The sequence below is a fragment of the Streptomyces sp. NPDC104202 genome, assembly GCF_055584185.1.
The window spans coordinates 50,132-74,805 of record NZ_JBVJMN010000008.1; the positions used below are offsets into that span (position 1 = coordinate 50,132).

Here is a 24,674-nt window from a genome sequence, read left to right on the forward strand (position 1 = left end):
CGGCGCGCGCCGTCGCGAGCCGTCCCGCTGCCCCGGCGCGGAAGACGGCCGCACCGCGGGCCGTACCGGCCGTTGACCGTGGCGACGCTCATCGGGATGGCGATCCTCGCCCTCGTGCTGCCCGCGTGGGCGGGCATCACCTTCGTGGGACTGGTCCGGGCCCGCCGGGGGGACGCGCTGCCGCCCCCGCCCCGCCCGCGCCGCACCGCGGCGAGGAAGACGGCCTACCTCGCGGGCCTGGCGACCCTCGCGGGCGGCGCGCTGCACGTGTACGGCCTGTCGTACCTGCCGTTCCTCTTCCCCGAGGACGCCTGCTGGTTCGCGGCGGGGATGAAGACGTACCCGGACTCCAGCAGCGCGCTGCCGGTCAGTCTGGTGTGCCGCGGCTACGAGATCGTGCCCTGGTGGGTCAATCCGGGACTGCTGGTGCTGGCGGTGACCGCCATCACGGCGACCGTCGCGTCCGCGGTGCTCGCGTGGCGCGGGAGACGGCGGCCGGAGCGAGGGGCCGGGCGGATGGGCCCGGCCGACGGGAGGCGGACATGAGCGGCGGCGGGGGCTGGTGGGTGCTGGTCGAGACGACGACCTGGACGCACCGGGAATGGGAGTTGGTCAGGACGGAGCCGGTCGACGGGGGCCGGGACCGGGCGCTCGCCCGCGCGGGCGAACTGGCGCGCACCTGCACGATGGCCGGTGCCGACGCGGTACACCCCGGCGCCTACGGTCGCCGGGTGTTCCGCGTCGGCGACACCAGCTGGCTCGTGGAGATCGCGTCGTCCGAGTGGAACTCCTCCACGAGGAGCGAGGAGACGCACACCGCGCACGTCCGCATCTCGGTCGCCGAGCTGGAGTACACCCACGAGCCACCCCCGGCGGAGCCGCCGGCCCGCGGCCGGCTGCGGCGGGCCCTCGGCCGGGAGTGAGCGCGGGCGGGGCCGGTGCCGGGGGCGTGTGCTCGGTGCTCGGTGCAAGGGGCCCCGGGCAAGAGGGGCGAAGGGTGTGGGGCACGGCGGCCGGGACCTGGCCCGAGGCTGTGTCTTCGGGGCCCCGGGACACGCGCGCCCGGCGGTGTCAGCCCGCCGCGCCTGTCAGGACCGCGCGGAGCTTGCGTACCCCGGCCTTCCACTCCTCGCCGTCCGACTCCTCCCAGAGCTCCAGGAGTTCGGAGGGCTGGACCAGGATGCGGTCCAGGGCCCGGGCGGCCAGGGGGCGGGACTCCGGCGGGAGTTCGGGAAGCGGCTTCTTCGGTCCGTAGGAGGTGGTGACCGGCTCGCCGCCCGGGCACTGGGCCGCGACCAGGGCGGCCGACGCGATCGCCTCCACCGCGAGGTCCGCGTCGAGGTACTCCTCGCCCGTCGAGGTCACCTCGCGGAAGGCCGCGAGCAGCACCTCGGCCCGCTTCTCCTCGGGGGCCTCGTCCACCCGGTAGGAGAAGTCGGCTGCGGTGTCGTTGTCGAAGGGGCCGATGTCCCAGGTGCCCATGGCGTACTCGCTCTCTCGGTCACGTGCTCTGCTGTGCCGACAGCGTGACACCCGCCACTGACAACGGACTTCCGGTGTCTCCGGCCGCCCGTGCCGCTCAGGGGCGGCCCGGGCCTTCGAGGTTCTCGATCATCCGCTTCAGGACGCGGACGGCGGTGCCGTACTCGTCGGTCGAGATGCCGTCGACGGACCGTCTGCGGAAGGCCGCGACGTGCGTGCCGACCTCGTCCAGGCGGCGGGCGCCGTCGGGGGTGAGGGCGAGCCGTCCCGGGGCCGGGCGGGAAGCCCAGCCGTCGGCGAGCACGCGGTCGACGGCGGCCGTCAGGGCGGCGGTGCCGGCGTTGGCGGAGAGGGCCGACAGGACCTCGGCATCGGTTGCCCCGTCCCCGTCGCGGACGACGTTGAGGACCTGCCAGGCGACGCGGGTGAGGCCGAACTCCCCGAGCGTGCCGTCCATGACCCGGGTCAGTGCCGCGTCGGTGCGGTTGAGCAGATAGCCGATGGGTGTGGACGCGGGCTCCATGCGGGATTCCCCTCGGTGGCGTCGGTGGCGTCGGTGGCGTCGGTGGCCGTTGCGCGGCCGCCGGTCCGCGCCCGGCCGGTGGTCAGTGCGCCGGCGCGGGCTCGGCAGCCAGTATCGACGGCCAGTCCTGGGCCCGTGCCCATGCTCCGAAATCCTGCCAGCCGACCTCGGGGAACTCGCGGCGCAGCCCGGTGACGTCGACGTCGAGTCCGGTCGTGGTGAAGTACGCGAACATCGCGGCCAGATCCGTGGACCGGGTGCGCACGTGGGCGAGCGGCACCTCCTGGTAGGAGACCGGGCGGCCGAGGGCGGCGGCGAGGACGGCGGTCATCCCCGCCGGGGTGCGTTCGTCGGAGGCGATGTCGACGCGCCGGCCGGTGAAGTCGGCGCGGCGGCCGAGCGCGAGGGCGGCGAAGGCGCCTATGTCCCGCGAGGAGACGAGGGCGAGCGGCCGGTCGGCCGGCATCGGCCAGGCGAAGACGCCCTCGCGCAGGCCGTCGGCGGTCCAGCCGCCGGTGTAGTTGTCCATGAAGGCCGCGGGGCCGATCACGGTCCAGGGGGTGCCCGAGGCGCGGAGGTGGTGCTCGACGGCCCGCTTGCTGTCGTAGTGCGGGATGCCGGTGTCGCGGTCGGCGTGGGCGACGGAGGTGAGGACGACGTGGCCCAGGCGGGCGGCGGCCGCCGCGTCGACGAGCGCGGTGCCCTGGCGGACCTCGGCCTCGCCGCCGCCTTCGATGGCCGTGACGGCGAAGAGGGAGTCGGCGCCCGCGAGGGCGGAGTCCAGCGAGGGGCGGTCGTCGAAGTCCGCGTACCGCACCTCGGCGCCGAGGGTGCGCAGGGCGTCGGCGGCGGGGGAGCCGGTGCGGCGGGTGAGGGCGCGCACGCGGTGGCCCGCGGCGAGCAGGCTGCGGGCGGTGGCCCCGCCCTGGGCTCCGGTGGCCCCGGTGACGGCGACGGTGAGCATGGGATTCCCCGTTCGTGGTGACTGCGCAGCGCACTCTCTGCGCCACACAGGAGACTCTACCGCCCATTCCCCTGCGTCATGCAGATTTTTCTCGTCTCGTTTCTGACCTTCCGTCAGATTGGAACGTGTTCTAGTCTGCGCGGCATGGGCATCGCCATCACGCACGAAGAGCGGGAGCTCGCCCGATCGGTCCGGGGCCTGCTCGCCCGCGCCGTACCGCCCGAGGCGGTACGCAAGCACCTCGACGTCCCCGGCACCGCCACCGGCCGACCCGCGTACTGGGACGCCGTCGCCGCGCAGGGACTCCTCGGGCCGCACCTCCCGGAGGAGCGCGGCGGAGGGGGCGGCTCGCTCGGGGACCTGGCCGTGGTCGTCGAGGAGGCGGCGCGGGCGCTGCTGCCCGGGCCGTACCTGCCCTGCGTGCTCGCCGCCGAGATCCTGCACCGCGCCGGCCACGGGGAGCCGGCCGGAGACCTCGCCCGCGGGGAACGCGTCGCGGCCGTCGCCCTCGGCGGGACCGGCACCCTCACCGCCGTGCGCACGGCGGGCGGCCACCTCCTCGACGGCACCGCGCCGCCCGTCCTCGGCGCCGCCCAGGCCGACCTGCTCCTCCTGCGGGCGGCCACCGCCGACGGCGGCGTCTGGCTGGCCGTGGACACCGACCGGCTCGCCGTGCGTCCCCACGAGAGCGCCGACCCGACCCGGCCCACCGCCGAGGTCACCGCCCGCGCCGTCCACGTCCCCGCCGCGCGCGAACTCTCCCTCGGCGGCGCCTCCGACGGCGCCGCGTCCGCCACCGCCCTCGTCCACGACCTCGCCGCGGTCCTCTTCGCCGCCGACGCCTGCGGCACCGCCGCCCGCGCCGTCGAGACGGCCGCCGAACACGCCCGCACCCGCGAACAGTTCGGGCGGCCCATCGGGCAGTTCCAGGGCGTCAAGCACCTCTGCGCCGACATGCTCGTCCGGCTCGAACAGGCCCGCGCGCTCACCTGGGACGCCGCCCGCGCCGCCGCCGGACACGACGAGGCCCTCCCGCTCACCGCCTCGCTCGCCGCCGCGACCGCCCTGGACGCCGCCTTCACCTGCGCGAAGGACTGCATCCAGATCCTCGGCGGCACCGGCTTCACCTGGGAGCACGACGCCCACCTGCTGCTGCGGCGCGCCCTCGTGGCCCGCCAGCTCCTCGGCACCGCCGACGGGCACCGCCTCACCGCCCTGCGGCACGCCGCCGCCGGGGTCCGGCGGGGGCTGCGCCTCGACCTGCCGCCCGAGGCCGACGCCTACCGGAAGTCCGCCCGCGAGGCCGTCGCCCCCGCCGCCGGACTCGACCCGGCCGCGGCCCGGCGCGCTCTCGCGCCCACCGGTTACGCCGCCCCGCACCTCCCGGAGCCGTACGGGCTCGGCGCCGGACCCCTCCAGCAGCTCGCCGTGCAGCGGGAGCTGGACGAGGCCGGGATCACCGTCGCCGGCCTGGGGATCGCCACCTGGGTCGTGCCCTCGCTGCTCGCCCACGGCACCCCCGAGCAGCAGGCCGAGCACCTCGGCCCGACGCTGCGCGGCGAACGCCTCTGGTGCCAGCTCTTCTCCGAGCCCGGCGCCGGTTCCGACCTCGCCTCCCTGCGGACCCGCGCCGAACGCACGGAGGACGGCCGGTGGCGGATCAACGGCCAGAAGGTCTGGACGAGCGCCGCCCAGTGGGCCCATCACGGCATCCTGCTCGCGCGCACCGACCCGGCCGCCCCCAAGCACCGGGGCCTCACCTACTTCCTCGTCGACATGCGGAACACGCCCGGGATCGACGTACGGCCGCTGAAGGAGATCACCGGGGACTCCCTCTTCAACGAGGTGTGGTTCGACGACGTGATCCTCCCCGCCGACGCCGTCGTCGGCGCGGTGGACGACGGCTGGCGCGTCGCCCGCAACACCCTCGGCAACGAGCGCGTCCACATGGCCGACCAGGTCGCCTTCGACACCGGCCTCGAAGCGCTCATCGAACGGGCCGCGGAACAGGACGGCTCCGTGCGCGCCCGGGTCGGCGCCCTGCTCGCCGAGGCCCACGCGCTCGCGTGCATCGGCCTGCGCACGACCCTGCTCCAGGTGTCCGGACTCGAACCGGGCGCGGGCGCCAGCGTCCGCAAGCTCGTCCAGACCCTCCATCAGCAGAAGGTCGCCGAACTCACCCTCGAACTCCTCGGCCCCGAGGGCGCGGTGCGCGAGGGCCCCGGCGAACGGGCCGTCCACGGACTGCTCATGTCCCGCTGCCTCACCATCGCGGGCGGCACCACACAGGTACAGCTCAATGTCGTCGCCGAGCGGCTGCTCGGCCTGCCGAGAGACTGAGGGGGAACCGAAGATGGGCAAGGCGTACGTCGTCGGTGTCGGGATGACGAAGTTCGAGAAGCCCGAGACCCGGGACTGGCAGTACTGGGACATGGTCCGGGAGGCCGGCACGGCGGCGCTCGCCGACGCCGGGGTCCCCTACGCGCGCGTGGAGCAGGCCGCCGTCGGCTACTGCTTCCAGGCGTCCACCGCCGGACAGCGGGCCGTGTACGAACTGGGCCTCACCGGCATTCCCGTCCACAACCTCGACAACAACTGCGCGACGGGCTCCAGCGCCCTCATGATCGCCCGCCAGTTCGTCGAGGGCGGGATCGCCGACTGCGTCCTCGCCGTCGGCTTCGAGAAGATGACCCGGGGCGCCCTCGGCGGCGGAGCGGGCGCCGGCGACTTCAGCACCTCGCCCGTCGCCCGCCACTACGGGATCATGGCCGCCGCCCACGGATTCGAGATGTCCCCGCCCACCGCCCAGATCTTCGGCAACGCCGCCCGCGAGCACATGGAGCGGTACGGGACCACCGAGGTGCAGCTCGCCGCCGTCGGCGCCAAGAACCACCGGCACTCGTCGAACAACCCCTACGCCCAGTTCCAGGACGTCTACACCGTCGACGAGATCCTCGCCGCCAAGACCGTCCACCGCCCCCTCACCAAGCTCCAGTGCTCGCCCACCTCCGACGGCGCCGCGGCCGCGCTCGTCGTCTCCGGGCGCTTCGTCGACGCGCACGGCCTGCGGGGACGGGCGGTGGAGATCGCCGGGCAGGCCATGACCACCGACACCGAGGAGTCCTTCGCCTCCGGCTCCTGCATCGACGCCGTCGGCCGCCCCATGTCCCGCGCCGCCGCACGCCAGGCGTACGAACGTTCCGGCCTCGGCATCGAGGACGTCGACGTCGTCGAGCTCCACGACTGCTTCTCCGTCAACGAGCTCCTCACCTACGAGGCGCTCGGCATGTGCGAGGAGGGCGCCTCCGGCAAACTCGTCGAGTCCGGCGCCACGACCTACGGCGGCCGCTGGGTCGTGAACCCCTCCGGCGGCCTCATCTCCAAGGGCCACCCCCTGGGCGCCACGGGCCTGGCCCAGACCGCCGAACTCGTCTGGCAGCTCCGCGGCGAGGCCGGCGCCCGCCAGGTCCCCGGTGCCCGCGTCGGCCTCGCCCACAACATCGGCCTCGGCGGCGCCGCCGTCGTCACCCTCCTGCGCAGGGACGCCGACGCGACGGAGTGAGGGACCCGCCGCGGTCCCCGCGCGCCGAGGCGCGGGTGGTCGCGGCTTCCCTGCCGGACGCGGACGGCCTCCGGGCGGACCCCGTGGAGGACACGACGCTGCGCTTCGCGCTCCACGACCCGCGGCCGGTCACCGGCGCGCCCCGGCCCGGACCGCGCGCCTTCCCTCACCCGCCCCGCGCTACAGCCAGCCCTGCCGGCGGGCCGCGCGGACGGCTTCCATGCGGTTGCGGGTGCCGGTCTTGCCGATGGCGGAGGAGAGGTAGTTGCGGACGGTGGACTCGGAGAGGTGCAGGGTGGCGGCGATGTCGGCGACGGTGGCGCCGTCGACGGAGGCGGCGAGGGCGTCGCGTTCGCGGCCGGTGAGGGGGTTGGGCCCGGCGCCGAGGGCGGCGGCCGCGAGGGCGGGGTCGATGACGGTCTCGCCGCGCAGCGCCTTCCGGACGGCCTCGGCGAGCTCCTCGACGGGCCCGTCCTTGACGAGGAAGCCCACGGCGCCCGCCTCCATCGCCCGGCGCAGATAGCCCGGGCGGCCGAAGGTCGTGAGGATCAGGACCCGGCAGTCCGGTGCCTCGGTCCGCAGGTCGGCCGCCGCGTCGAGGCCGGAGCGCCCGGGCAGTTCGATGTCGAGCAGCGCCACGTCGGGCCGGGACAGCAGGGCCGCGTCGACGATCTCGTCGCCCCGGGCGACCTGCGCCACGACGTCGATGTCCGGCTCCATCCCCAGCAGCAGCGCCAGGGCCCCGCGCATCATGCCCTGGTCCTCCGCGAGCAGGACTCTGATCATGGTGTCGGCTCTCCCTGGTGCGGGTCGGGGGTCTCCGCGGGGAGTTCCGCGGTGACCTGGAAGCCGCCCCGGGGGGCCGGTCCCGCCTCAAGGGTGCCGCCTGCGGCGGCGACCCGCTCGCGCAGACCCCGCAGGCCGCTGCCCGGTGCTCCGGGACCCTCGGCGGGACCACGGCCGTCGTCGGTGACGGTGAGACGGACGCGGTCGGGGCCGCCGTCGAGGGCGATGACGCAGCGGGAGGCGCCGCTGTGGCGGACGGCGTTGGTGGCGGACTCGCGGACGACCCAGCCGAGGAGGGCCTCGGTCTGCGGGGCGAGCAGGGGACCGGAGCGGCGGACGACGGGTTCGATGCCGGCGGTGACCAGCGCGTCGCGGGCGCGGTCGAGTTCGGTGGCGAGGCTTCCCTCGCGGTATCCGGTGACGGCCTCCCTGATCTCGGTGAGCGCCTGGCGGCCGACCGACTCGATGTCGCGGACCTGGTCGAGCGCGGCGTCGAGGTCCGTCGGGGCGAGCCGGCGGACGACCTCCGACTTGACGACGATCACCGAGAGGGTGTGGCCGAGGAGGTCGTGCAGGTCGCGGGAGAACCGCAGCCGCTCCTTCTCGACGGCCGTCCTGGCCAGTTCCTCGCGGGTCGCCCGCAGCTGCCGGACCGTCTGGTCGAGGGCGAGGATCGTCGCGGTGACCATGACCGAGATGAACGTGCCGTACACGATGCCGAAGGAGTTCCAGCCGTCCCGCCAGAAGGTCACCAGGCCGGCGGCCACGACCAGCGGGACGGTGATCACCATCAGGAGCCTGCCGCGGCGGACCACCGCTCCGACGGCGAGTCCCAGGAGCGGGAAGAACAGCAGCCACTCGCGGCCGTAGCCGATGGCGAGCGCGAAGGTCAGCGCGCCCAGGGTGCCGAGGAGGGCCCAGGTCAGGGGGGCCTCCCGGGCGCGCGGGTGGAAGGCCCGGAAGACCACGGCGATGTAGAGGGAGTTGAAGGCGAGCAGCCCGAGGCCGCCGATCCAGGGGTTCGGCGCCTCGCCGCCGACGAGGTGGGAGAGCGCGCCGAGCCCCATCAGCAGCCAGGGGAGCAGGCTCAGTCCCGTGGGTCCCCGGTCGGCCCGCGCCCGTCGCCGCTCCCGTACGCCCGCGAGCCGTCCGCGCCACCCGTTCGTCATGCCCATTTCCTACACCGTCCTCGCCGCACGCCGGTACGAGACCGCCGCGTACGCCCCGAACAGCGCGGCCCACACGACGATCACCGTCAGGGCCGCCGCGCCCGGGGCCGTGCCCTCGGTGACGGACACGCCCAGCTCGGCGAACCGGTTGGTGGGGGTGTACGAGGAGAGCGTGCGCAGCCAGTCGGGGAAGAGGACGACGGGGAACCAGAGGCCGCCGACGACGGCCAGCCCGAGGTTGCAGGCGACGTTGACCACGCCGGTGGTCTGGGCGGTGAGCCGGTAGCCGTTGCCGATGCCGAGCAGGGTGAAGGGCAGGGAGCCGAGCCAGAGGGTGAGGGCGACGGCCGGCCACTGCCACGCCTCCATCCGCACGCCGTTGGCGAGGCCGCCGGCGAGGAGGACGCCGGCGATGGCGGGGAGGACGACGACCGATCCGGTCAGGGCGCGCCCGGTGACGACCTGGCGGGGCGTCATGGGGGTGATCCGCAGCTGCCGCAGCCAGCCGGTCGACTTGTCCTCGGCGACGCCGGTGCCGAGCGAGAGGGCGGCGCCGAGGGCCCCGTACGCGGCCATGCCGACCATGGCGGCGGTCTTGTAGCCGCTGTCGTCACCGCCGAGGTTGGTGAAGAGGAGGTACATCATCACCGGGACGCCGATCGTCGAGATCGCGAATCCGGGGTCGCGCAGGGTGCGGCGGACTTCGAGGCGTGCGTACGCGGTGATCATCGGGTCGTCTCCAGGGCCTTGGGCGCGGTGCGCGGCGCGTGGGTGAGGGCGAGGAAGGCGTCGTTGAGGGTGACCGGGGAGACCTCCAGGCCGCGGACGGCGTCCTGCGCGGCGAGGGCGCGGACGGTGGCGTCGGAGTCCCCGGTCCGCAGCCGGGCCCGGTCGCCGCGGATCTCGTAGGAGGTGACGCCCGGGAGCAGGCCGAGTCCGTCGGTGGGGCCGCCGGCGAGGTCGAAGGAGACGAGGCCGCCGCCGGCGGCGCGCTTGAGCTCCTCGCTCGTGCCGTCGGCGAGGACGCGGCCGGAGTCGAGGACGACGATCCGGTCGGCGTGGGTGTCGGCCTCCTCCAGGTAGTGGGTGGAGAACAGGACGGTGTTGCCGCGGTGCGCGTAGCCGCGCAGGGCGTCCCAGAACTCCTGGCGGGCCTCGACGTCGAGGGCTGCCGTCGGTTCGTCGAGGACGACCAGGCGCGGGTCGCCCGTGAGGGCGACGGCGAAGCGGACGCGCTGGACCTGGCCGCCGGAGAGCCGGTCGACGCGGCGGCCGGCGAGGCCGGTCAGGCCGGCGAGCGCCAGGGCCTCGGCGACGGGCATCGGGGCGGGGTAGGTCCGGGCGACGAAGCCGACGAGCTCGCGCACGGTGACCCGGGGGACGGGCCGGCCCTCCTGGAGCATCGCGCCGACCAGGCCGGCGGCCACGGCGCGGTCCGGGGGGCCGCCGAAGAGCGAGACCCGGCCGCCGTCGGGTGCGTCGAGGCCGAGGAGCAGGGAGATGGCGGTGGACTTGCCGGCGCCGTTGCGGCCGAGGAGGGCGACGGTCTCGCCCCGCCGGACGGTGAGGTCGAGGCCGTCGACGGCGCGAACGGCGCCGTACGTCCTGGTCGCGGCCTCGAAGGAGACCGCCGGGCCGTGCGGGGTGTCTGTCGTCATGGGGACGACGGTACGAATCCGGGGCGGGGTCCCGGCAGGCGCGGATGTACGCGGTCGGCCGTGACAAATGTCCCGGGTCGCGCGCGGGGCCCCAATTCTGACGTACCGTCAGGGAGAGTCGCGGGGAGGGTTCCCAACTCCTGCCGCCTGGGCTATACATGGGGTCCACCGAACTGGAACGCGTTCTAGAACGGCCGCGATCCGGGACGGTCCCGCACGGCCTCGGTGCGACCGACGGTGCGGACGGTCGCATCGAGGTCTTTCACCGCCACGAGGAGCCGCAGCCCGATGCCCATCGACCCCGCCAAGGCCGTCGCCGCCGAACCCCGCAGCGCCGAGATCGCCTGGGACCACAAGGACGTCCAGCTCTACCACCTCGGCCTCGGCGCCGGCTCGTTCCAGGGCAAGCCCGGCCCGGCCACCGACCCCGACGAGCTCCGCTACACCCTGGAGTCCCGGCTCCACGTCCTGCCCAGCTTCGCCACCGTCGCGGGCGCCGGCATGGGCGTCGTCGGCGGGCTGTCCGCCCCCGGCATCGACATCGACCTCACCGCCGTCCTGCACGGCGGACAGTCGATCACCCTCCACCGACCCGTCCCGACCGGCGGCCGGGCCGTCTCCACCTCGCGCGTCGCCGCCGTCTACGACAAGGGCAAGGCCGCCGTCCTCGTGCTGCGCACCGAGGCCGCCGACGACGACGGGCCGCTGTGGACCAGCGACGCCCAGATCTTCGTCCGCGGGGAGGGCGGCTGGGGCGGCGACCGCGGGCCCTCCGAGCGCCTGCCCGTCCCGGAGCGGGCGCCCGACGCGACCGTCGAGCGGCCCGTCCGCGAGGAACAGGCCCTGCTCTACCGGCTCTCCGGCGACTGGAACCCGCTCCACGCCGACCCCGAGTTCGCCAAGCTCGCCGGCTTCGACCGGCCGATCCTGCACGGCCTGTGCTCGTACGGCATGACCCTCAAGGCCGTCGTCGACACCCTGCTCGACGGGGACGTCACCCGGGTCCGCGCCTACCGCACCCGCTTCGCCGGCGTGGTCTTCCCCGGCGAGACCCTGCGCGTGCGGATGTGGGCCGGCGAGGGCTCCGTCCAGGTGACGGTCACCGCCGTCGAACGCGACGACGCCCCCGTGCTCGCCGACACCGTCGTCGAGCACTCCTGACACCACCCGACGCCCACTCCCGCACCGTCCGTACTCCTGAGGGGATCCGCACCATGCGCGCAGCCGTACTGCACGAGATCGGCCAGGACAAACTGGAGGTCCTCGACGACGTCGAGGCGGTGGGCTTCGGCCCCGGCAAGGTGCGGATCCGCGTCAGGGCCACCGGCCTGTGCCACTCCGACGTCTCCGCGATGAGCGGGATCCTCCCGCAGCCCGCGCCCTTCGTCCCCGGCCACGAGGGGGCGGGGGAGATCCTCGACGTCGGCGACGGCGTCACCGGCCTCGCGCAGGGACAGCGGGTGCTGCTCTGCTGGCTGCCCGCCTGCGGCGGCTGTCCGTCCTGCAGGCGCGGCCAGACCCAGCTGTGCCTGGCCGGCTTCATGAACGCCGGCGTGCCCAACTTCAAGCGCCCCGGCGGCGACGTCTTCGGCTTCGCCGGCACCGGAACCTTCACCGAGGAGGTCGTCGTCGACGCCGGCTGCGCCGTGCCCATCCCCGACGACGTGCCCTTCGACATCGCCGCCCTCATCGGCTGCGGCGTCACCACCGGCCTCGGTGCCGCCATCAACACCGCGAAGGTGGAGGCCGGTTCGTCCGTGGCCGTCATCGGCTGCGGCGGCGTCGGCATCTCCGCCATCCAGGGCGCCCGGCTCCAGGGCGCCGCCCAGATCGTGGCCGTCGACCCCGTGGAGTCCCGGCGCGAGGCCGCGCTCCGCTTCGGCGCCACCGAGGCGGTCGCCCCGGACGCGCTCGCCGACGCCAAGCAGCGCGTCACCGGGGGCGAGGGCTTCGACTACGTCTTCGAGGTCGTCGGCAGGTCCGCCACCGCCCGCACCGCCTACGAGACGACCCGGCGCGGCGGCACCCTCTGCGTCGTCGGCGCCGGCGCCCTCGACGACCACCTCCAGCTCAGCATGTTCGAGCTGTTCTTCGACGAGAAGCGCATCCTGCCCTCGATGTACGGCGGCGGGGACGTGCTGCGGTCGTACGAGCGGGCCATCGCGCTCTGGCGGGCGGGCCGCATCGACCTGGAGTCGCTCATCACCCACCGCGTGCCGCTGGCCGGGATCAACGAGGCGCTGGAGCAGATGCGCACCGGCGTCGCCCTCCGCACGTGCATCGAGATCTGATCCGTCCCGAAGGCCGACCCGGCCCGAGATCCGAGAGGACCCCCGCGAGATGTCACTCCCCCTGGAAGGGCTGAGCGCGATCGTCACCGGCGCCGGACGCGGCCTCGGCCGCGCCGAGGCGCTGGAACTGGCCCGGCTCGGCGCGGCCGTCGTCGTCAACGACTACGGGCAGCCCGGCCGGGACGGCTCGGGTGCCGCCTCCGCCGCGCCCGCCGAGGAGGTCGCCGCGGAGATCCGCGCGGCGGGCGGGCGGGCCGTCGCCCACCTCGGCGACGTCTCCGACTTCGAGACGGCGCGGTCGCTGGTGGACCTGGCCGTGGCCGAGTTCGGCAAGCTGGACGTCCTCGTGAACAACGCGGGCATCCTGCGCGACCGGATGGTCTTCTCGATGAGCGAGGACGAGTGGGACTCCGTCGTACGGGTTCACCTCAAGGGCCACTTCAACACCACCCACTTCGCCGCGGTCCACTGGCGGGGCCGTGCGAAGGCGGGGGAGTCCGGGGTGTACGGCCGGATCGTCAACACCTCCTCCGAGGCGTTCCTCGCCGGTTCGGCCGGTCAGCCCAACTACGCGGCGGCGAAGGGCGGCATCGTCGGCCTCACCACCTCGACGGCGCTCGCGCTCGCCCGGTACGGGGTGACCGCCAACGCCATCTGCCCGCGGGCCAGGACCCGGATGACCGAGGACGTCTTCGCGGGCTTCGGGGAACCGGCGGAGGGCGAGCTCGACCCGCTGTCCCCGGAGCACGTGGCGCCGCTCGTCGGCTACCTCGCCTCGCCGGCGGCGGCCGGGGTCAACGGCCAGCTGCTCGTCGTGCACGGCGGGATGGTGGCCGTCGTGGAGCGGCCGCGGGTCGCGGCCAAGTTCGACACGGCCAAGGAGGCGTTCACGTACGAGGAGCTGGACGCCGTGCTGACCCCGCACTACGCGTCCCGCCCGGCGGGCGAGACCTTCGCGGCGTCGGAGGTGCTGGGGCTGAGGAAGGACTGACCCGGGCCGGAGGCGGGGAGGGACCGACGCCGCCCGTCCGGTGGGGGCGGGACGGCGGAGGTGGGGACGGCGAAGGGCCCCGGGGGTGACCCCGGGGCCCTTCGTCAACCCGTGTGCGAACCGGTCACTGCGCGTCGGGTTCGCGGCGGTGGCGCCCGTGCGGCGAGGACGCGGAGTCCTCCGCCGGGGACGCCTCGCCCCGATGCCTGCCGGAGCCGTTCGGCTCCTGCCCCTCCGTGCTTGCTTCCGCCATGATGGAACTCACCCCGTACGAATCGGTCTTGTCGTGCGGCCCGTGATTCTAGTCAGCGGGCCTGCGGTCCGTGAGCGGTGCCTGCTGGAGCGGCACGGGGCGGCACACCCGCGGCGCGTCGGCGGCCGCCGCCACGGGCTCGGGATCCGGCGGCGGTTCCAGGGCGGCCAGCCCGCACGGCACCTCGGCCGTCGCGTACGGCAGTCGCAGCTGCCCGCCCGTCGTCCACAGGCCCGCACCGGCCAGCCAGCCGACGGGTGCGGCCAGGTGGCCCATCCGGCGGGAGGAGGGCCGCCAGGTGCCCACCCAGCTGCCGGCCGCCGCGTCGATCCGCAGCGCCACCGAGCAGCTCTCCGGCACCAGCACCTGGCCGGGCTGGACGGCGAAGGGCGTCACCGCCGCGTCGTCGAGGCGCAGGCACTCGGGGAACCGCACCGGCAGCAGGCTGCCCAGCACGCCCCAGCCGAGCCGGTCGTGGCCCGGGGCGTCGGAGCGGATCAGCAGCAGTCCGCTGTCGGCGTCCGCGAGGAGCAGCCGGTCGTCGCTCTCCTCGGTGATCTGGAGCAGCGGCGTGACCTCCCCGCCCCGTTCCAGGTCGACGGCGACGGCCTTCACGGGGCCGCCGTCGATCCGCCGGTCCAGGGCGAGCATCCGGCCCGCCCGGTCGAGCCACACCCCGCCCGAGCAGCCGCCCCGGACCTCGGCGACCCGCTCGGGCCCGAAGGCGCCGCCCGCCACCAGCCACAGGGTGGTGGTGTGGGAGCCCACGCACATCGCGTACGCCCGGATGCCGTCGGGCGCGGGGGGCAGCAGGACCAGCCGCTCGGAGCCGGGCGCCTCGACCGCGCCGAGCGCGAGCTCGCCGGTGGCGGGGCCCGTGGGGTAGAGCAGCGAGAAGGCGTTCCGCCGCCCGTCCACCCGGCGCGCGACGAGGACCCGGCCGTCCGCGAGGGGCAGCAGCTGGGTGCCCGGCTCCTCGGGCTGGCCGAGGGGGAGCGGCACGGCGTACGGCTCCGGGCCGTCGAGGGTCCACCGCTCGACGTACAGGCCGTTCCCGGCGCCGGCGAGCCTGGCCGCGTACGCGCCGTTCGCCGTGATCGTGAACCCCGTCGGCCACGCGGCGTCCCCGCCGCGTTCCCGGTCGCGGCCGTCGTCCTCGGCCGCGGTCTCGATGGCACACGCTGTCATCGACTCGTCACCTCCGGCCACGAAGCTAGTTTTCGCACTTCCAGCCGAACAACACGTGCCGGGTCACTTCACACATAAGGGTGGTCGTGCCGTGGTTCGCCCGGGAGGGAGGGGGTGGTTGTGCTGGAGTGGCGCACGGTGAGTAAGGTAAGGCGACCCTAAGCGGAGTCGGGGGCTCCGCCGAACGGTCCCCGTGTCCCCGCCAGGACGACCCCTACAGGAGCCCTCTCATGTCCCTCCGCCGCCGCGGCACCGCCGCCGCCGTCGCCCTCGCCGCCGCGCTCTCCCTCGCGGCCTGCGGAGGAGGCGGGGACTCCGGCGCGGGCTCGCCCGCCGCCAAGGAGGACACGGCGAAGAAGAAGGACGTCGCCACCGGCGGCAAGGACTTCGGCGACGCCGCCGCCAAGACCGCGGCCATGGGCACCGACGCCGAGCCCGGCCGGTTCCCCCGCACCCTCACCCACGCCCTCGGGAAGACCGAGATCCCGGCCGCCCCCAAGCGGGTCGTCGTGCTGGACGTCGGCGAGCTCGACAACGTCGTCTCCCTCGGCGTCAAGCCCGTCGGCTACGCCCCCTCCGAGGGCGACGACGGCATCCCCGGCTACCTCGCGAAGGACGCCGGCTCCCCGAAGTCCGTCGGCACCATCAACAACCTCAACCTGGAGGCCATCGCCAACCTCCGGCCCGACCTCATCCTCGGCAGCCAGCTCCGGGCCGCCGACAAGTACGACGAGCTGTCGAAGATCGCGCCGACCGTGTTCTCCATCCGCCCGGGCTTCACCTGGAAGGAGAACTACCTCCTGAACGCCGCCGCGCTGGACAGGACCGCGGAGGCGAAGGCGAAGCTCGCCGCCTACGAGACCAAGGCGAAGCAGCTCGGCACGGACGTCGGCCCGGACAAGCCGACCGTCTCGATGGTCCGCTACCTCCCCGGCAAGATCCGTCTCTACGCCAGGGCGTCCTTCATCGGCACGATCCTGGAGGACACCGGCCTGCCCCGGCCGAAGAACCAGCAGATCGACGAGCTCGCGGCCGAGATCAGCCCCGAGAAGATCGACGAGGCCGACGCCGACTGGATCTTCACCGGCGTCTACGGCGACGCCAAGGCGACCAAGAAGGACACCGCCCAGGCCAACCCGCTCTGGAAGAACCTGACGGCCGTCGAGGCCGGCCGGGCCAAGGACGTCCCGGACGAGACCTGGTACCTCGGCCTCGGCGTGACCGCGGCGAACAGCGTCCTCGACGACCTGCGCGCCGACCTGGTCGAGTAAGCCGCGGTTGTCCACAGGCCAGGACGACGGGGCACGGGGGCCAGGTAGCCTTTCCCTCGTGCCCCGTCTGTCTGAAGTCATCGCCGAGCTCGACGCCCTCTGGCCGCCCGAGCGGGCCGAGTCGTGGGACGCCGTCGGCACCGTCTGCGGCGACCCCGACGCCGAGGTCACCCGCGTGCTCTTCGCCGTCGACCCGGTCCAGGAGATCGCCGACGAGGCGATCGCCCTCGGCGCCGACCTCCTCGTCACCCACCACCCGCTCTACCTGCGCGGGACGACGACGGTCGCGGCCGGCCACTTCAAGGGCCGCGTCGTGCACGGCCTGATCAAGCACGACATCGCCCTGCACGTCGCGCACACCAACGCCGACACCGCCGACCCGGGCGTCTCCGACGCCCTCGCCGGCGCGCTGGACCTCCGGGTCACCGGCCCCCTGGTCGCGGAGAACAACCTCGGCCGGATCTGCGAGCTCGACCGCCCCGAGACCCTCGCCGCGTTCGCCGCCCGCGCCGCCGCGCGGCTGCCCGCCACCGCGCAGGGCATCCGGGTCGCCGGCGACCCCGACATGGTCCTGCGCCGCGTCGCCGTCAGCGGCGGCTCCGGCGACAGCCTCTTCGACGCCGTACGGGCCGCGGGCGTCGACGCCTACCTCACCGCCGACCTGCGCCACCACCCGGTCTCCGAGGCCGCCCAGCGCGCGGCCCGGTCCGCGCCGCTCGGCCTGGTCGACGCCGCCCACTGGGCCACCGAATGGCCCTGGTGCGAGCAGGCCGCCGCCCAGCTCGACGAGATTTCCGACCGCCACGGCTGGGACCTGCGCGTCCACGTCTCGAAGACGGTCACCGACCCCTGGTCCTCCCACCACACCTCTCCTGGAGCCCCCAACTGAACGCCGCGCCCGCCGACCAGATCCGCCTCCTCGACGTCCAGGCCCTGGACGTGCGCCTCCAGCAGCTCGCCCACAGGCGCCGCTCGCTGCCCGAGCACGCCGAGATCGAGTCGCTGACCAAGGACCTCACCCAGCTGCGCGACCTGCTCGTCGCCGCGCAGACCGAGGAGAGCGACTGCGGCCGCGAGCAGACCAAGGCCGAGCAGGACGTCGACCAGGTCCGCCAGCGGGCCGCCCGCGACCAGCAGCGGCTCGACTCCGGCGCCGTCTCGTCCCCGAAGGACCTGGAGAACCTCCAGCGCGAGATCGTCTCGCTCGCCAAGCGCCAGGGCGACCTGGAGGAGATCGTCCTGGAGGTCATGGAGCGCCGCGAGTCCCTCCAGGAGCGCGTCGGCGAGCTGTCCGAGCGCGTCTCCGCCGTCCAGGCCAAGAGCGACGACGCCACCGCCCGCCGCGACACCGCCCAGGGCGAGCTGGACGCCGAGTCCGCCACGGTCGCCAAGGAGCGCGAGCTCGTCGCCGGCTCCGTCCCGGCCGACCTGCTGAAGCTCTACGAGAAGCTCCGCGAGCAGCAGGGCGGCGTCGGCGCGGCCCGGCTCTACCAGCGCAAGTGCGAGGGCTGCCACATCGAGCTCAACATCACCGAGCTCAACGAGGTCCGCGCCGCCGCCAAGGACGCGGTCGTCCGGTGCGAGAACTGCCGCCGCATCCTCGTCCGCACCGCGGAGTCCGGGCTGTAATGACGTCGTCGCGCGAGCTGATCGTCGAGGCGGACGGCGGCTCCCGGGGCAACCCGGGGCCCGCCGGCTACGGTGCGGTCGTCCTGGACCCGGCCACCGGCGAGACGCTCGCGGAGGCCGCCGAGTACATCGGCGTGGCGACGAACAACGTCGCCGAGTACAAGGGCCTGGTGGCGGGGCTCAAGGTGGCCCGGGAGCTCTTCCCGGACGCCACCGTCCACGTCCGCATGGACTCCAAGCTGGTCGTCGAGCAGATGTCCGGCCGCTGGAAGATCAAGCACCCGGACATGAAGCCGCTCGCGGCCGAGGCCGGACGCGTCTTCCCGGCCGGCCGGGTCCGCTACGAGTGGATCCCGCGCGAGCGCAACAAGCACGCCGACCGCCTCGCCAACGAGGCCATGGACGCCGGCAAGCTCGGCCGCGCGTGGGAACCCTCCGCGTCGTCCGCCGGCCTCGACGCCTCGGCCGCCCGCAACGCCGCCGCCCCACCCCCGGCGGGACCCCCCGGGGACGCGGCCGCCGGCGCCGCCCGCGCCCGGGCCGCGCTCGCGACCGCCTTCGGGGCCGCCTCCTCGGCCGCCGTCACCGGCGCCGACGCCCTGCCCGAACCGGCCGCCGTGTCCGGCTCCGCCGAGAGCCCCGCCCCCGCCGAGAGCCCCGCCCCCGCCCCCGCGCCGCGGCAGGCGGCGAGCGCGCCCGACATGGGGGCGCCGGCGACGTTCGTGTTGCTGCGGCACGGCGAGACGGCCCTCACTCCCGAGAAGCGGTTCTCCGGCAGCGGCGGCACCGACCCGGAGCTCTCCGCGGCCGGACTGCGGCAGGCCGCCGCCGTCGCCGAGGCGCTGGCCGCCCGGGGCACGATCCAGGAGGTCGTCAGCTCGCCGCTCACCCGCTGCCGGCAGACCGCCGCCGCCGTCGCCGCCCGGCTCGGGCTCGACGTGCGGATCGAGCAGGGTCTGCGGGAGACGGACTTCGGCGCCTGGGAGGGGCTCACGTTCGGCGAGGTCCGCGACCGGTACCCGGCCGACCTCGACGCCTGGCTCGCCTCGCCGAAGGCCGCGCCGACCGGCGGCGGCGAGAGCTTCGCGACGGTCGCCCGGCGCGTGGCGGCGACCCGCGACCGGCTCACCGCCGCGCACGCGGGCCGGACCGTCCTCCTCGTCACCCACGTCACGCCGATCAAGACGCTGGTCCGGCTCGCGCTCGGCGCCCCGCCGGAGTCGCTGTTCCGCATGGAGCTGGCGGCGGCCTCGATCTCCGCCGTCGCCTACTACGCCGACGGCAACGCCTCCGTGCGCCTCCTCAACGACACCTCCCACCTGAGGACCTGACCCCGCGAAAGCAGTGGCGCGGGGACCCGTCCCCGTACCACCATCCCGTCATGACGTGGCACTTCACCGGGGACGCCACCGCGTTCCGCGCCGCGGCCGCGCGACATCTCGCGGCCGAGCCCGCCCGCAACACCGCCGTCCTGACGCTGATGGACCGGGCCGACCGGCTGGCCTGGTGGACCGAGCCCGACGGCCGGGTCACCGGCGCGCTGGCGGTCTGCCCGCCGCGCGCGCCCGCCTTCGGGGCGGTGACCGTCGAGGCGGCCCGTGCCCTGGAGTTCCCGGCCGGACAGGAGCCGGTCGCGCTGCGCGGGGAGACGGCCGCGGTCGAGGCGTACGCGGAGGCGTCCGGCCGCCCGTGGACGCCCACCGTCCGGATGCGGCTCTTCCGGCTCGGGACGCCGGTCCCGCCCGACCCGGCCCCGCCCGGCCGCTCCCGGATCGCCACCCCTGCCGACGTCCCGCTCGCCGCCGCCTGGGCCGCGGAGTTCGCGGCGGCCGTCGGCGACGACCCCGACGCGGACTACACCGGCCTCGTCACCGAACGGATCTCCGAGGGCCGGCTCCTCCTCTGGGAGACGCCGGAGGGCCGACCGGTCTCGATGGCCGCCGTCACCCGCACCCTGGAGGGCCAGGCCCGCGTCCACCTCGTCCACACCCCGCCCGCCGACCGCCGCCGGGGGTACGCCGCCGGGGTCACCGACGCCGTCGGCCGGGCGGCCCTGGACTCCGGCGCCGCCCAGGTCCTCCTCTTCACCGACCTCGCCAACCCCACCAGCAACGCCCTCTACCGGCGCCTGGGCTACCGCCCGGTGACCGACCACCTCGGCGTGGAGTTCGATCCGCCGGCCGGGTGATCCGGCGCGCGCCGCTCAGACGGCCGGCGCGCCCCGCAGCCCCGCCGCCTCACGGGCCAGCGCCTCGACCCGGGGCCAGTCGCGGGCCGCGAGGGCGTCGGGCGGGAGCATCCACGTACCGCCGACGCAGCCCACGTTCGGCAGGGCCAGATAGGCGGGGGCCGAGGCGAGGGAGACACCGCCCGTGGGGCAGAAGCGGGCACCGGGGAGCGGGCCGGCGAGCGACCTGAGGTACGGGACGCCACCCGCCGCCTCGGCGGGGAAGAACTTCATCGTGTCGACGCCCTCCTCCAGCAGGGCCACGACCTCCGAGGTGGTCGACACCCCCGGCAGGAACGGCACGCCCGACTCCCGCATCGCGCCCAGGAGCCGCCGGGTCCACCCCGGGCTGACCAGGAACCGGGCCCCGGCGCCGACCGCGTCCGCGACCCCGCCGGGCGACACGACGGTGCCCGCGCCGACGACCGCCTCCGGCACCTCCCGGGCGATGGCCCGGACGGCGTCGAGCGCGGCCGGGGTGCGCAGGGTGACCTCGATCAGCGGCAGCCCGCCCGCGACGAGGGCGCGCGCCAGGGGAACGGCGTCGGCGGCGTCCTCGATCACGACCACGGGGACGACGGGGGCTTGCGGGGCAAGGTCGAACACGCTCGTCATGGGCCACATCCTGCCCACGGCGAGCGTCACCCGCAACGAGCGTTGCGCGCTGCGCAACGCAAGAGTGGGCGGGGTCAGTGGATCTCGTCCACCAGGACGTCCAGCGCCCCCGTCTTCCCCCCGTCCTCCACCACGTACCCCAGACCCCGCAGGACCTCCGTCAGCTCCGCCGGCGACCCCGGCTCCGCGCCCGCCTCCAGAAGGCTCCGCACGATGCGGCCCTTCGTCGCCTTGTTGAAGTGGCTGACCACCTTCCGGGTCGGCGCGTGCAGCACCCGCACCGTCGCGGTCCGGGCCGCCACGTCGCCCTTCGGCTTCCACGCCGACGCGTACGCCGACGAACGCAGGTCCAGGACCAGCCCGGCCCCGGCCGCCTCGGGCAGCACCGACGCCATCGCACCCCGCCAGTGCGCGCCCAGCGCCCCCAGACCCGGCAGCTTGACCCCCATCGAGCAGCGGTACGACGGGATGCGGTCCGTGACCCGCACCGCGCCCCACAGCCCGGAGAAGACCAGCAGCGAGCGCCCCGCCCGCCGCCGGGCCGCCGCGTCCAGCGTCGCCAGGCCCAGCGCGTCGTACAGCACGCCCGTGTAGATCTCCCCGGCCGGCCGCGCGCCCGCCGTCCGCAGCTCCACGTTCTTCGCGACCTCGCCGCGCAGCCCCTCGCTCAGGCCCAGTACCTCGCGCGCCTTCTCCTCGTCGGCGGCGCACAGCTCGACCAGCTCGTCCAGGACCGCCGCCCGCGCCTCCGCGAGCCCCGGCAGGGACAACGACTCCGGCTTGAGCGGCGCCCCGCGCCCCGAGGAGGCCTTGCCTTCGGAGGGCGGCAACAGCACGAGCACGGCGGTTCTCCTTCGTACGTACGGAAACGGGGGTGCGGCCCCGGCCGTCCAGCGTACGAGGTGCGCGGCCCCGCCCCGGCCCGCGCGTCCCGGCGGACGCCCCGCGCGCCCGACGTGCCGCACCCCGGGCCCGGCCCTACGCTCGGGACCATGCCCCGCCGCCACATCCACGTGACCGGCGCAGCCGAGGCTCCCCTGCGGGCCGCCCTGCGCGCCCTGCGGACCGAACTCGCCGTCCCGGAGGAGTTCCCGCCCGCCGTCCTGGCCGAGGCCGAGGCCGCCGCGAAGGCCCCCCGACTCCCCGCCCACGACGCCACCGACCTGCCCTTCTTCACCATCGACCCGCCCACCTCCACCGACCTCGACCAGGCCATGCACCTGGCCCGCAGGGCCGACGGCGGCTACCGCGTCCACTACGCCATCGCCGACGTCGCCGCCTTCGTCACCCCCGGCGGCGCGCTGGACGCCGAGGCCCACCGGCGGGTCCTCACGCTCTACTTCCCCGACGGCAAGGTCCCCCTCCACCCCGCCGTCCTCTCCGAGGGCGCCGCCAGCCTCCTCCCGGGCGAACCCCGCCCCGCCCTGCTCTGGCGCATCGACCTCGACGCCCAGGGCCGCCGGGTCGCCACCGACGTCCGCCGCGCCCTCGTCCGCAGCCGCGCCAAGCTCGACTACGCGACCGTCCAGCGGCAGATCGACGACGGCACCGCCGAGGAACCGCTGGCCCTGCTCCGGGACATCGGGCGGCTCCGCGAGGCCCTCGAAGCCGAACGCGGCGGGATCTCCCTCAACGTCCCCGAGCAGGAGATCGTCGAGACCGACCACACCTACTCCCTCGCCTACCGCGCCCCGCTCCCCGCCGACGGCTGGAACGCCCAGATCTCCCTGCTCACCGGCATGGCCGCCGCCGACCTCATGACCGCCGCCGGCACCGGCATCCTGCGCACCCTGCCCACCGCCCCCGACGGAGCCGTCGCCCGGCTGCGGCGCTCCGCGCAGGCCCTCGGCGTCCCCTGGCCGCACCACGTCTCGTACGCCGACGTCGTCCGCTCCGCCGACCCGGCCGAGCCGCGCCACGCCGCCTTCCTCCAGGAGTGCACCACCCTCCTGCGCGGCGCCGGGTACACCGTCTTCACCGACGGCCACGTCCCCACCCCGGCCGTGCACGCCGCCGTCGCCGACGAGTACACCCACTGCACCGCGCCCCTGCGCCGGCTCGTGGACCGGTACGCCGGCGAGCTCTGCGTCTCCGCCGTCGAGGGGAACGAGCCGCCCGAATGGGTACGGGCCGCCCTGCCCGCCCTCCCCGACGAGATGGCGGCCGGCTCGCGCCGCGCCAACACCGTCGAGCGCGAGAGCGTCGACATCGTCGAGGCGGCGCTCCTGAGCGGCCGCGTCGGCGAGATCTTCGACGCGTACGTCATCGACGTGAAGGAGCGCGAACCCGCCGTCGGCACCGTCCACCTGGACGACCCGGCGGTCGTCGCCCGCATCCAGGGCGGCACCTCCCGCCTGCCGCTGGGCGAATGGCTGCGGGTCAGGCTCGCGGAGGCGGACCCGGGCTCGTCGAAGGTGCTGTTCGCGCCCGCGTGAGCGCGCGGACGAACTCCCGCGGGTCGTCCGCGTGGACCCGCACCACGGTCACCGGCCGGGGCGCGCCGAACAGCCGGGCCACCTCGACCGGCTCGGTCAGCTCCAGGGTGACGGAGGTCTGCGCGCCGACGGCGAGGTTCAGTTCGCCGTCGGCCTTCTCGTGCGAGAACCGCGACTCGTGGCGGACCGTGGCGATCCGGTCCAGCGGGACCCGTACGTCGACGTGGGCGGCCTGCCGCAGCCGGACCACGTCCCCGGTGAGCGTGTGCGGGCGGGTCGCCGACGCGGCGTGCAGCCCGAGCACGAACAGCACCGTGGAGACGTCCAGGACCAGCACCACCGCGTGCACGGCGGGCCGGCCGGCGAGCAGGTAGGACATCCCGACGGTCTCGACCACGCACACGAACGCGAAGCCGTACATCAGGGCCGCCTGGTCCCGGGCGTGCGGGAAGACCCCGTCCGCCCCGGCCACCCCGTGCGGCCGCCGTGCCACCCACCGCGCCAGACTCCCCAGCAGCCGCAGCTCGTGCCCCATCAGCCGCAGCACCGGCCCGGGCACCAGCTCCGCCACCGCCCGCCGGCGCGAGAACCCCCGCCGCCGCAGCCCCCGGTACGCCGGCCCCTCCGCGAGCAGCAGCCCGAGGACCACCGCCTCGCCCACCGCACCCACGGCCGCGGGTATCCGCACCCCGCCGACGACCAGCACGGCCAGGACGACCTCGGCCGGCAGCACCACGTACGCCAGGGGACGCAGGAGCCGCAGCAGCCGGGAGCGGTCCCCGGCGGCGGACCGCGCGCTCACAGCTCCCGCTCCCCGCCGCGGGCGCGGGCGCGGTCCTGCACCAGACGGACGGCCAGCCGGACCGCCGCCGACTGGGCCGGGGCGAGCTCCGCGAAGAACGTGTCGGCGAGCGAGGCGTCGGAGGGGCCGTCGCCCGCCCCCGCGGCCGCGAGGTCCACCCCCAGCTCGTCCGGCAGGCAGGCGGCGAGCACCTGCGCCGCCTCCGCGACCCGAGGGTCGTCCGGCTCCGCGTCGGCGAGGGCGTCCAGCAGCGGATACACCTCGCGCGCACGCTCCGCCGACGCCTCCATGAGCCCCATCAGCCGGGCCCGCTCCCCGTCGGGCACGACGACGTCGAGCAGCGCCAGGATCTCCCGGTCCTTCGCCGCCATCGGCGACTCCGGCAGCTCGCCCAGTCCGGTGAGCAGCGCCGCCGCCTCCGGCGACACCGGCCCCTCGGCGGGCAGCCGGCCGGCCCGCGCCTCGGTCAGCAGGACCGCGAGGCGCTCCCGCCGCTCCCGGAGCACCGCCTCCTGCCGGGCCAGGTCCTCCGCCAGCTCCTCCAGCACCTCCACGAGCCCGCGCCCCTCGTCGTCCGCCAGCACCCCCCGCACCTCCTCGAGACCCAGCCCCAGCTCGGTGAGCCGCCGGATCCGTGCCAGGAGCACGGCGTCCCGCACCCCGTACACCCGGTACCCGTTCGCCCGCCTCGCGGGTTCGGGCAGCAGCCCCGTCTGGTGGTAGTGCCGCACGGCCCGGGGGGTCACCCCGACCAGGGCGGCGATCTCGCCGATACGCATGCGCCCAGTAGAAACCCTGACGCCGCGACAGGGTCAAGCGGCTTCCGCG

26 protein-coding genes are annotated in these 24,674 nt (G+C 75.3%); 13 read left to right on the top strand and 13 right to left on the bottom strand.

Going from position 1 to position 24,674, the window contains the following annotated elements; translation table 11 throughout:
• Positions 1-96 precede the first annotated feature (96 nt).
• Positions 97-546, top strand: a complete 450-nt coding sequence (locus ACZ60W_RS07890; RefSeq protein ID WP_469754496.1) for a hypothetical protein — start codon at positions 97-99, stop codon at positions 544-546.
• Positions 543-923, top strand: coding sequence for a hypothetical protein (locus tag ACZ60W_RS07895; protein WP_469754497.1), 381 nt, complete (start codon positions 543-545; stop codon positions 921-923). The genes ACZ60W_RS07890 and ACZ60W_RS07895 overlap by 4 nt, the downstream gene beginning before the upstream one ends.
• A 148-nt stretch (positions 924-1,071) precedes the next feature.
• Here the strand turns inward: ACZ60W_RS07895 and ACZ60W_RS07900 are convergent, their stop codons facing one another.
• The 3 genes from ACZ60W_RS07900 to ACZ60W_RS07910 all read right to left on the bottom strand — a co-directional run bounded on the left by ACZ60W_RS07900 (position 1,072) and on the right by ACZ60W_RS07910 (position 2,969).
• Positions 1,072-1,482, bottom strand: a complete 411-nt coding sequence (locus ACZ60W_RS07900) for a DUF4259 domain-containing protein (protein WP_469754498.1) — start codon at positions 1,480-1,482, stop codon at positions 1,072-1,074.
• Between the two features lie 97 nt (positions 1,483-1,579).
• Entirely contained in the window at positions 1,580-2,005 is a 426-nt protein-coding gene (locus tag ACZ60W_RS07905) for a MarR family winged helix-turn-helix transcriptional regulator (protein ID WP_469754499.1), read from the bottom strand.
• An 82-nt stretch (positions 2,006-2,087) separates the two neighbouring features.
• Entirely contained in the window at positions 2,088-2,969 is an 882-nt protein-coding gene (locus tag ACZ60W_RS07910; protein WP_469754500.1) for an NmrA/HSCARG family protein, read from the bottom strand.
• Between the two features lie 144 nt (positions 2,970-3,113).
• Between ACZ60W_RS07910 and ACZ60W_RS07915 the strand changes: the two genes are divergently transcribed.
• Together ACZ60W_RS07915 and ACZ60W_RS07920 are read left to right on the top strand one after the other, a co-directional pair.
• Positions 3,114-5,309 carry an acyl-CoA dehydrogenase gene (locus tag ACZ60W_RS07915; protein WP_469754501.1) on the top strand — a complete coding sequence of 732 codons (2,196 nt, stop codon included), beginning with the start codon at positions 3,114-3,116 and terminating at the stop codon, positions 5,307-5,309.
• Positions 5,310-5,322: 13 nt separating this feature from the next.
• Complete coding sequence (locus tag ACZ60W_RS07920) at positions 5,323-6,531, top strand: lipid-transfer protein (RefSeq protein ID WP_469754502.1); 1,209 nt, start codon at positions 5,323-5,325, stop codon at positions 6,529-6,531.
• 180 nt (positions 6,532-6,711) lie between these two features.
• Here the strand turns inward: ACZ60W_RS07920 and ACZ60W_RS07925 are convergent, their stop codons facing one another.
• The 4 genes from ACZ60W_RS07925 to ACZ60W_RS07940 are packed head-to-tail and all read right to left on the bottom strand — an operon-like array spanning position 6,712 to position 10,144.
• Positions 6,712-7,317, bottom strand: coding sequence for a response regulator (locus tag ACZ60W_RS07925; protein WP_469754503.1), 606 nt, complete (start codon positions 7,315-7,317; stop codon positions 6,712-6,714).
• On the bottom strand, positions 7,314-8,486 hold the full coding sequence (locus ACZ60W_RS07930) for a sensor histidine kinase (RefSeq protein WP_469754504.1): 1,173 nt from the start codon (positions 8,484-8,486) through the stop codon (positions 7,314-7,316). The genes ACZ60W_RS07925 and ACZ60W_RS07930 overlap by 4 nt, the downstream gene beginning before the upstream one ends.
• 9 nt (positions 8,487-8,495) lie before the next feature.
• On the bottom strand, positions 8,496-9,215 hold the full coding sequence (locus tag ACZ60W_RS07935; protein WP_469754505.1) for an ABC transporter permease: 720 nt from the start codon (positions 9,213-9,215) through the stop codon (positions 8,496-8,498).
• Positions 9,212-10,144 (bottom strand): ABC transporter ATP-binding protein, encoded by a 933-nt coding sequence (locus tag ACZ60W_RS07940; protein WP_469754506.1) that lies wholly within the window; start codon positions 10,142-10,144, stop codon positions 9,212-9,214. Before ACZ60W_RS07940 ends, ACZ60W_RS07935 begins: the two co-directional genes overlap by 4 nt.
• 288 nt (positions 10,145-10,432) lie before the next feature.
• Here ACZ60W_RS07940 and ACZ60W_RS07945 point away from each other — a divergent pair, with 288 nt between their 5' ends.
• Genes ACZ60W_RS07945 through ACZ60W_RS07955 form a run of 3 tightly spaced genes read left to right on the top strand, consistent with a single transcriptional unit; the run spans position 10,433 to position 13,426 of the window.
• The gene (locus tag ACZ60W_RS07945) at positions 10,433-11,305 is read left to right on the top strand and encodes a MaoC/PaaZ C-terminal domain-containing protein (RefSeq protein WP_469754507.1); all 873 of its coding nucleotides are present in this window, start codon (positions 10,433-10,435) and stop codon (positions 11,303-11,305) included.
• Between the two features lie 53 nt (positions 11,306-11,358).
• Positions 11,359-12,435: a Zn-dependent alcohol dehydrogenase gene (locus tag ACZ60W_RS07950; RefSeq protein ID WP_469754508.1), complete on the top strand. Its 1,077-nt coding sequence runs from the start codon at positions 11,359-11,361 to the stop codon at positions 12,433-12,435.
• Positions 12,436-12,484: 49 nt separating this feature from the next.
• Entirely contained in the window at positions 12,485-13,426 is a 942-nt protein-coding gene (locus tag ACZ60W_RS07955; RefSeq protein ID WP_469754509.1) for a 3-oxoacyl-ACP reductase, read from the top strand.
• Positions 13,427-13,550: 124 nt separating this feature from the next.
• On the opposite strand, the gene ACZ60W_RS07960 is transcribed toward ACZ60W_RS07955, so the two are convergent.
• Both ACZ60W_RS07960 and ACZ60W_RS07965 read right to left on the bottom strand, forming a co-directional pair.
• A complete protein-coding gene (locus ACZ60W_RS07960; RefSeq protein ID WP_469754510.1) occupies positions 13,551-13,679 on the bottom strand; it encodes a hypothetical protein in 129 nt (42 codons plus the stop codon).
• Between the two features lie 48 nt (positions 13,680-13,727).
• Positions 13,728-14,867: a hypothetical protein gene (locus ACZ60W_RS07965; protein ID WP_469754511.1), complete on the bottom strand. Its 1,140-nt coding sequence runs from the start codon at positions 14,865-14,867 to the stop codon at positions 13,728-13,730.
• A 230-nt stretch (positions 14,868-15,097) separates the two neighbouring features.
• Between ACZ60W_RS07965 and ACZ60W_RS07970 the strand changes: the two genes are divergently transcribed.
• Genes ACZ60W_RS07970 through ACZ60W_RS07990 form a run of 5 tightly spaced genes read left to right on the top strand, consistent with a single transcriptional unit; the run spans position 15,098 to position 19,955 of the window.
• The gene (locus tag ACZ60W_RS07970; protein WP_469754512.1) at positions 15,098-16,138 is read left to right on the top strand and encodes an ABC transporter substrate-binding protein; all 1,041 of its coding nucleotides are present in this window, start codon (positions 15,098-15,100) and stop codon (positions 16,136-16,138) included.
• Positions 16,139-16,196: 58 nt separating this feature from the next.
• Positions 16,197-17,027 carry a Nif3-like dinuclear metal center hexameric protein gene (locus ACZ60W_RS07975; protein ID WP_469754513.1) on the top strand — a complete coding sequence of 277 codons (831 nt, stop codon included), beginning with the start codon at positions 16,197-16,199 and terminating at the stop codon, positions 17,025-17,027.
• The gene (locus tag ACZ60W_RS07980; protein WP_469754615.1) at positions 17,024-17,767 is read left to right on the top strand and encodes a zinc ribbon domain-containing protein; all 744 of its coding nucleotides are present in this window, start codon (positions 17,024-17,026) and stop codon (positions 17,765-17,767) included. Before ACZ60W_RS07975 ends, ACZ60W_RS07980 begins: the two co-directional genes overlap by 4 nt.
• Entirely contained in the window at positions 17,767-19,098 is a 1,332-nt protein-coding gene (locus ACZ60W_RS07985) for a bifunctional RNase H/acid phosphatase (protein ID WP_469754514.1), read from the top strand. The genes ACZ60W_RS07980 and ACZ60W_RS07985 overlap by 1 nt, the downstream gene beginning before the upstream one ends.
• A gap of 50 nt (positions 19,099-19,148) precedes the next feature.
• Positions 19,149-19,955: a GNAT family N-acetyltransferase gene (locus tag ACZ60W_RS07990; RefSeq protein WP_469754515.1), complete on the top strand. Its 807-nt coding sequence runs from the start codon at positions 19,149-19,151 to the stop codon at positions 19,953-19,955.
• A gap of 15 nt (positions 19,956-19,970) precedes the next feature.
• Here ACZ60W_RS07990 and eda read toward each other — a convergent pair whose 3' ends face one another.
• Positions 19,971-20,609, bottom strand: a complete 639-nt coding sequence (gene eda, locus ACZ60W_RS07995; protein WP_469754516.1) for a bifunctional 4-hydroxy-2-oxoglutarate aldolase/2-dehydro-3-deoxy-phosphogluconate aldolase — start codon at positions 20,607-20,609, stop codon at positions 19,971-19,973.
• A gap of 74 nt (positions 20,610-20,683) precedes the next feature.
• Complete coding sequence (yaaA, locus tag ACZ60W_RS08000; protein WP_469754517.1) at positions 20,684-21,451, bottom strand: peroxide stress protein YaaA; 768 nt, start codon at positions 21,449-21,451, stop codon at positions 20,684-20,686.
• Positions 21,452-21,601: 150 nt separating this feature from the next.
• Here yaaA and ACZ60W_RS08005 point away from each other — a divergent pair, with 150 nt between their 5' ends.
• A complete protein-coding gene (locus ACZ60W_RS08005; protein WP_469754518.1) occupies positions 21,602-23,044 on the top strand; it encodes an RNB domain-containing ribonuclease in 1,443 nt (480 codons plus the stop codon).
• On the opposite strand, the gene ACZ60W_RS08010 is transcribed toward ACZ60W_RS08005, so the two are convergent.
• Positions 22,989-23,846 (bottom strand): hypothetical protein, encoded by an 858-nt coding sequence (locus tag ACZ60W_RS08010; RefSeq protein WP_469754519.1) that lies wholly within the window; start codon positions 23,844-23,846, stop codon positions 22,989-22,991. The genes ACZ60W_RS08005 and ACZ60W_RS08010 overlap by 56 nt on opposite strands.
• Positions 23,843-24,625, bottom strand: a complete 783-nt coding sequence (locus tag ACZ60W_RS08015; protein ID WP_469754520.1) for a MerR family transcriptional regulator — start codon at positions 24,623-24,625, stop codon at positions 23,843-23,845. Before ACZ60W_RS08015 ends, ACZ60W_RS08010 begins: the two co-directional genes overlap by 4 nt.
• Between the last annotated feature and the right edge of the window lie 49 nt (positions 24,626-24,674).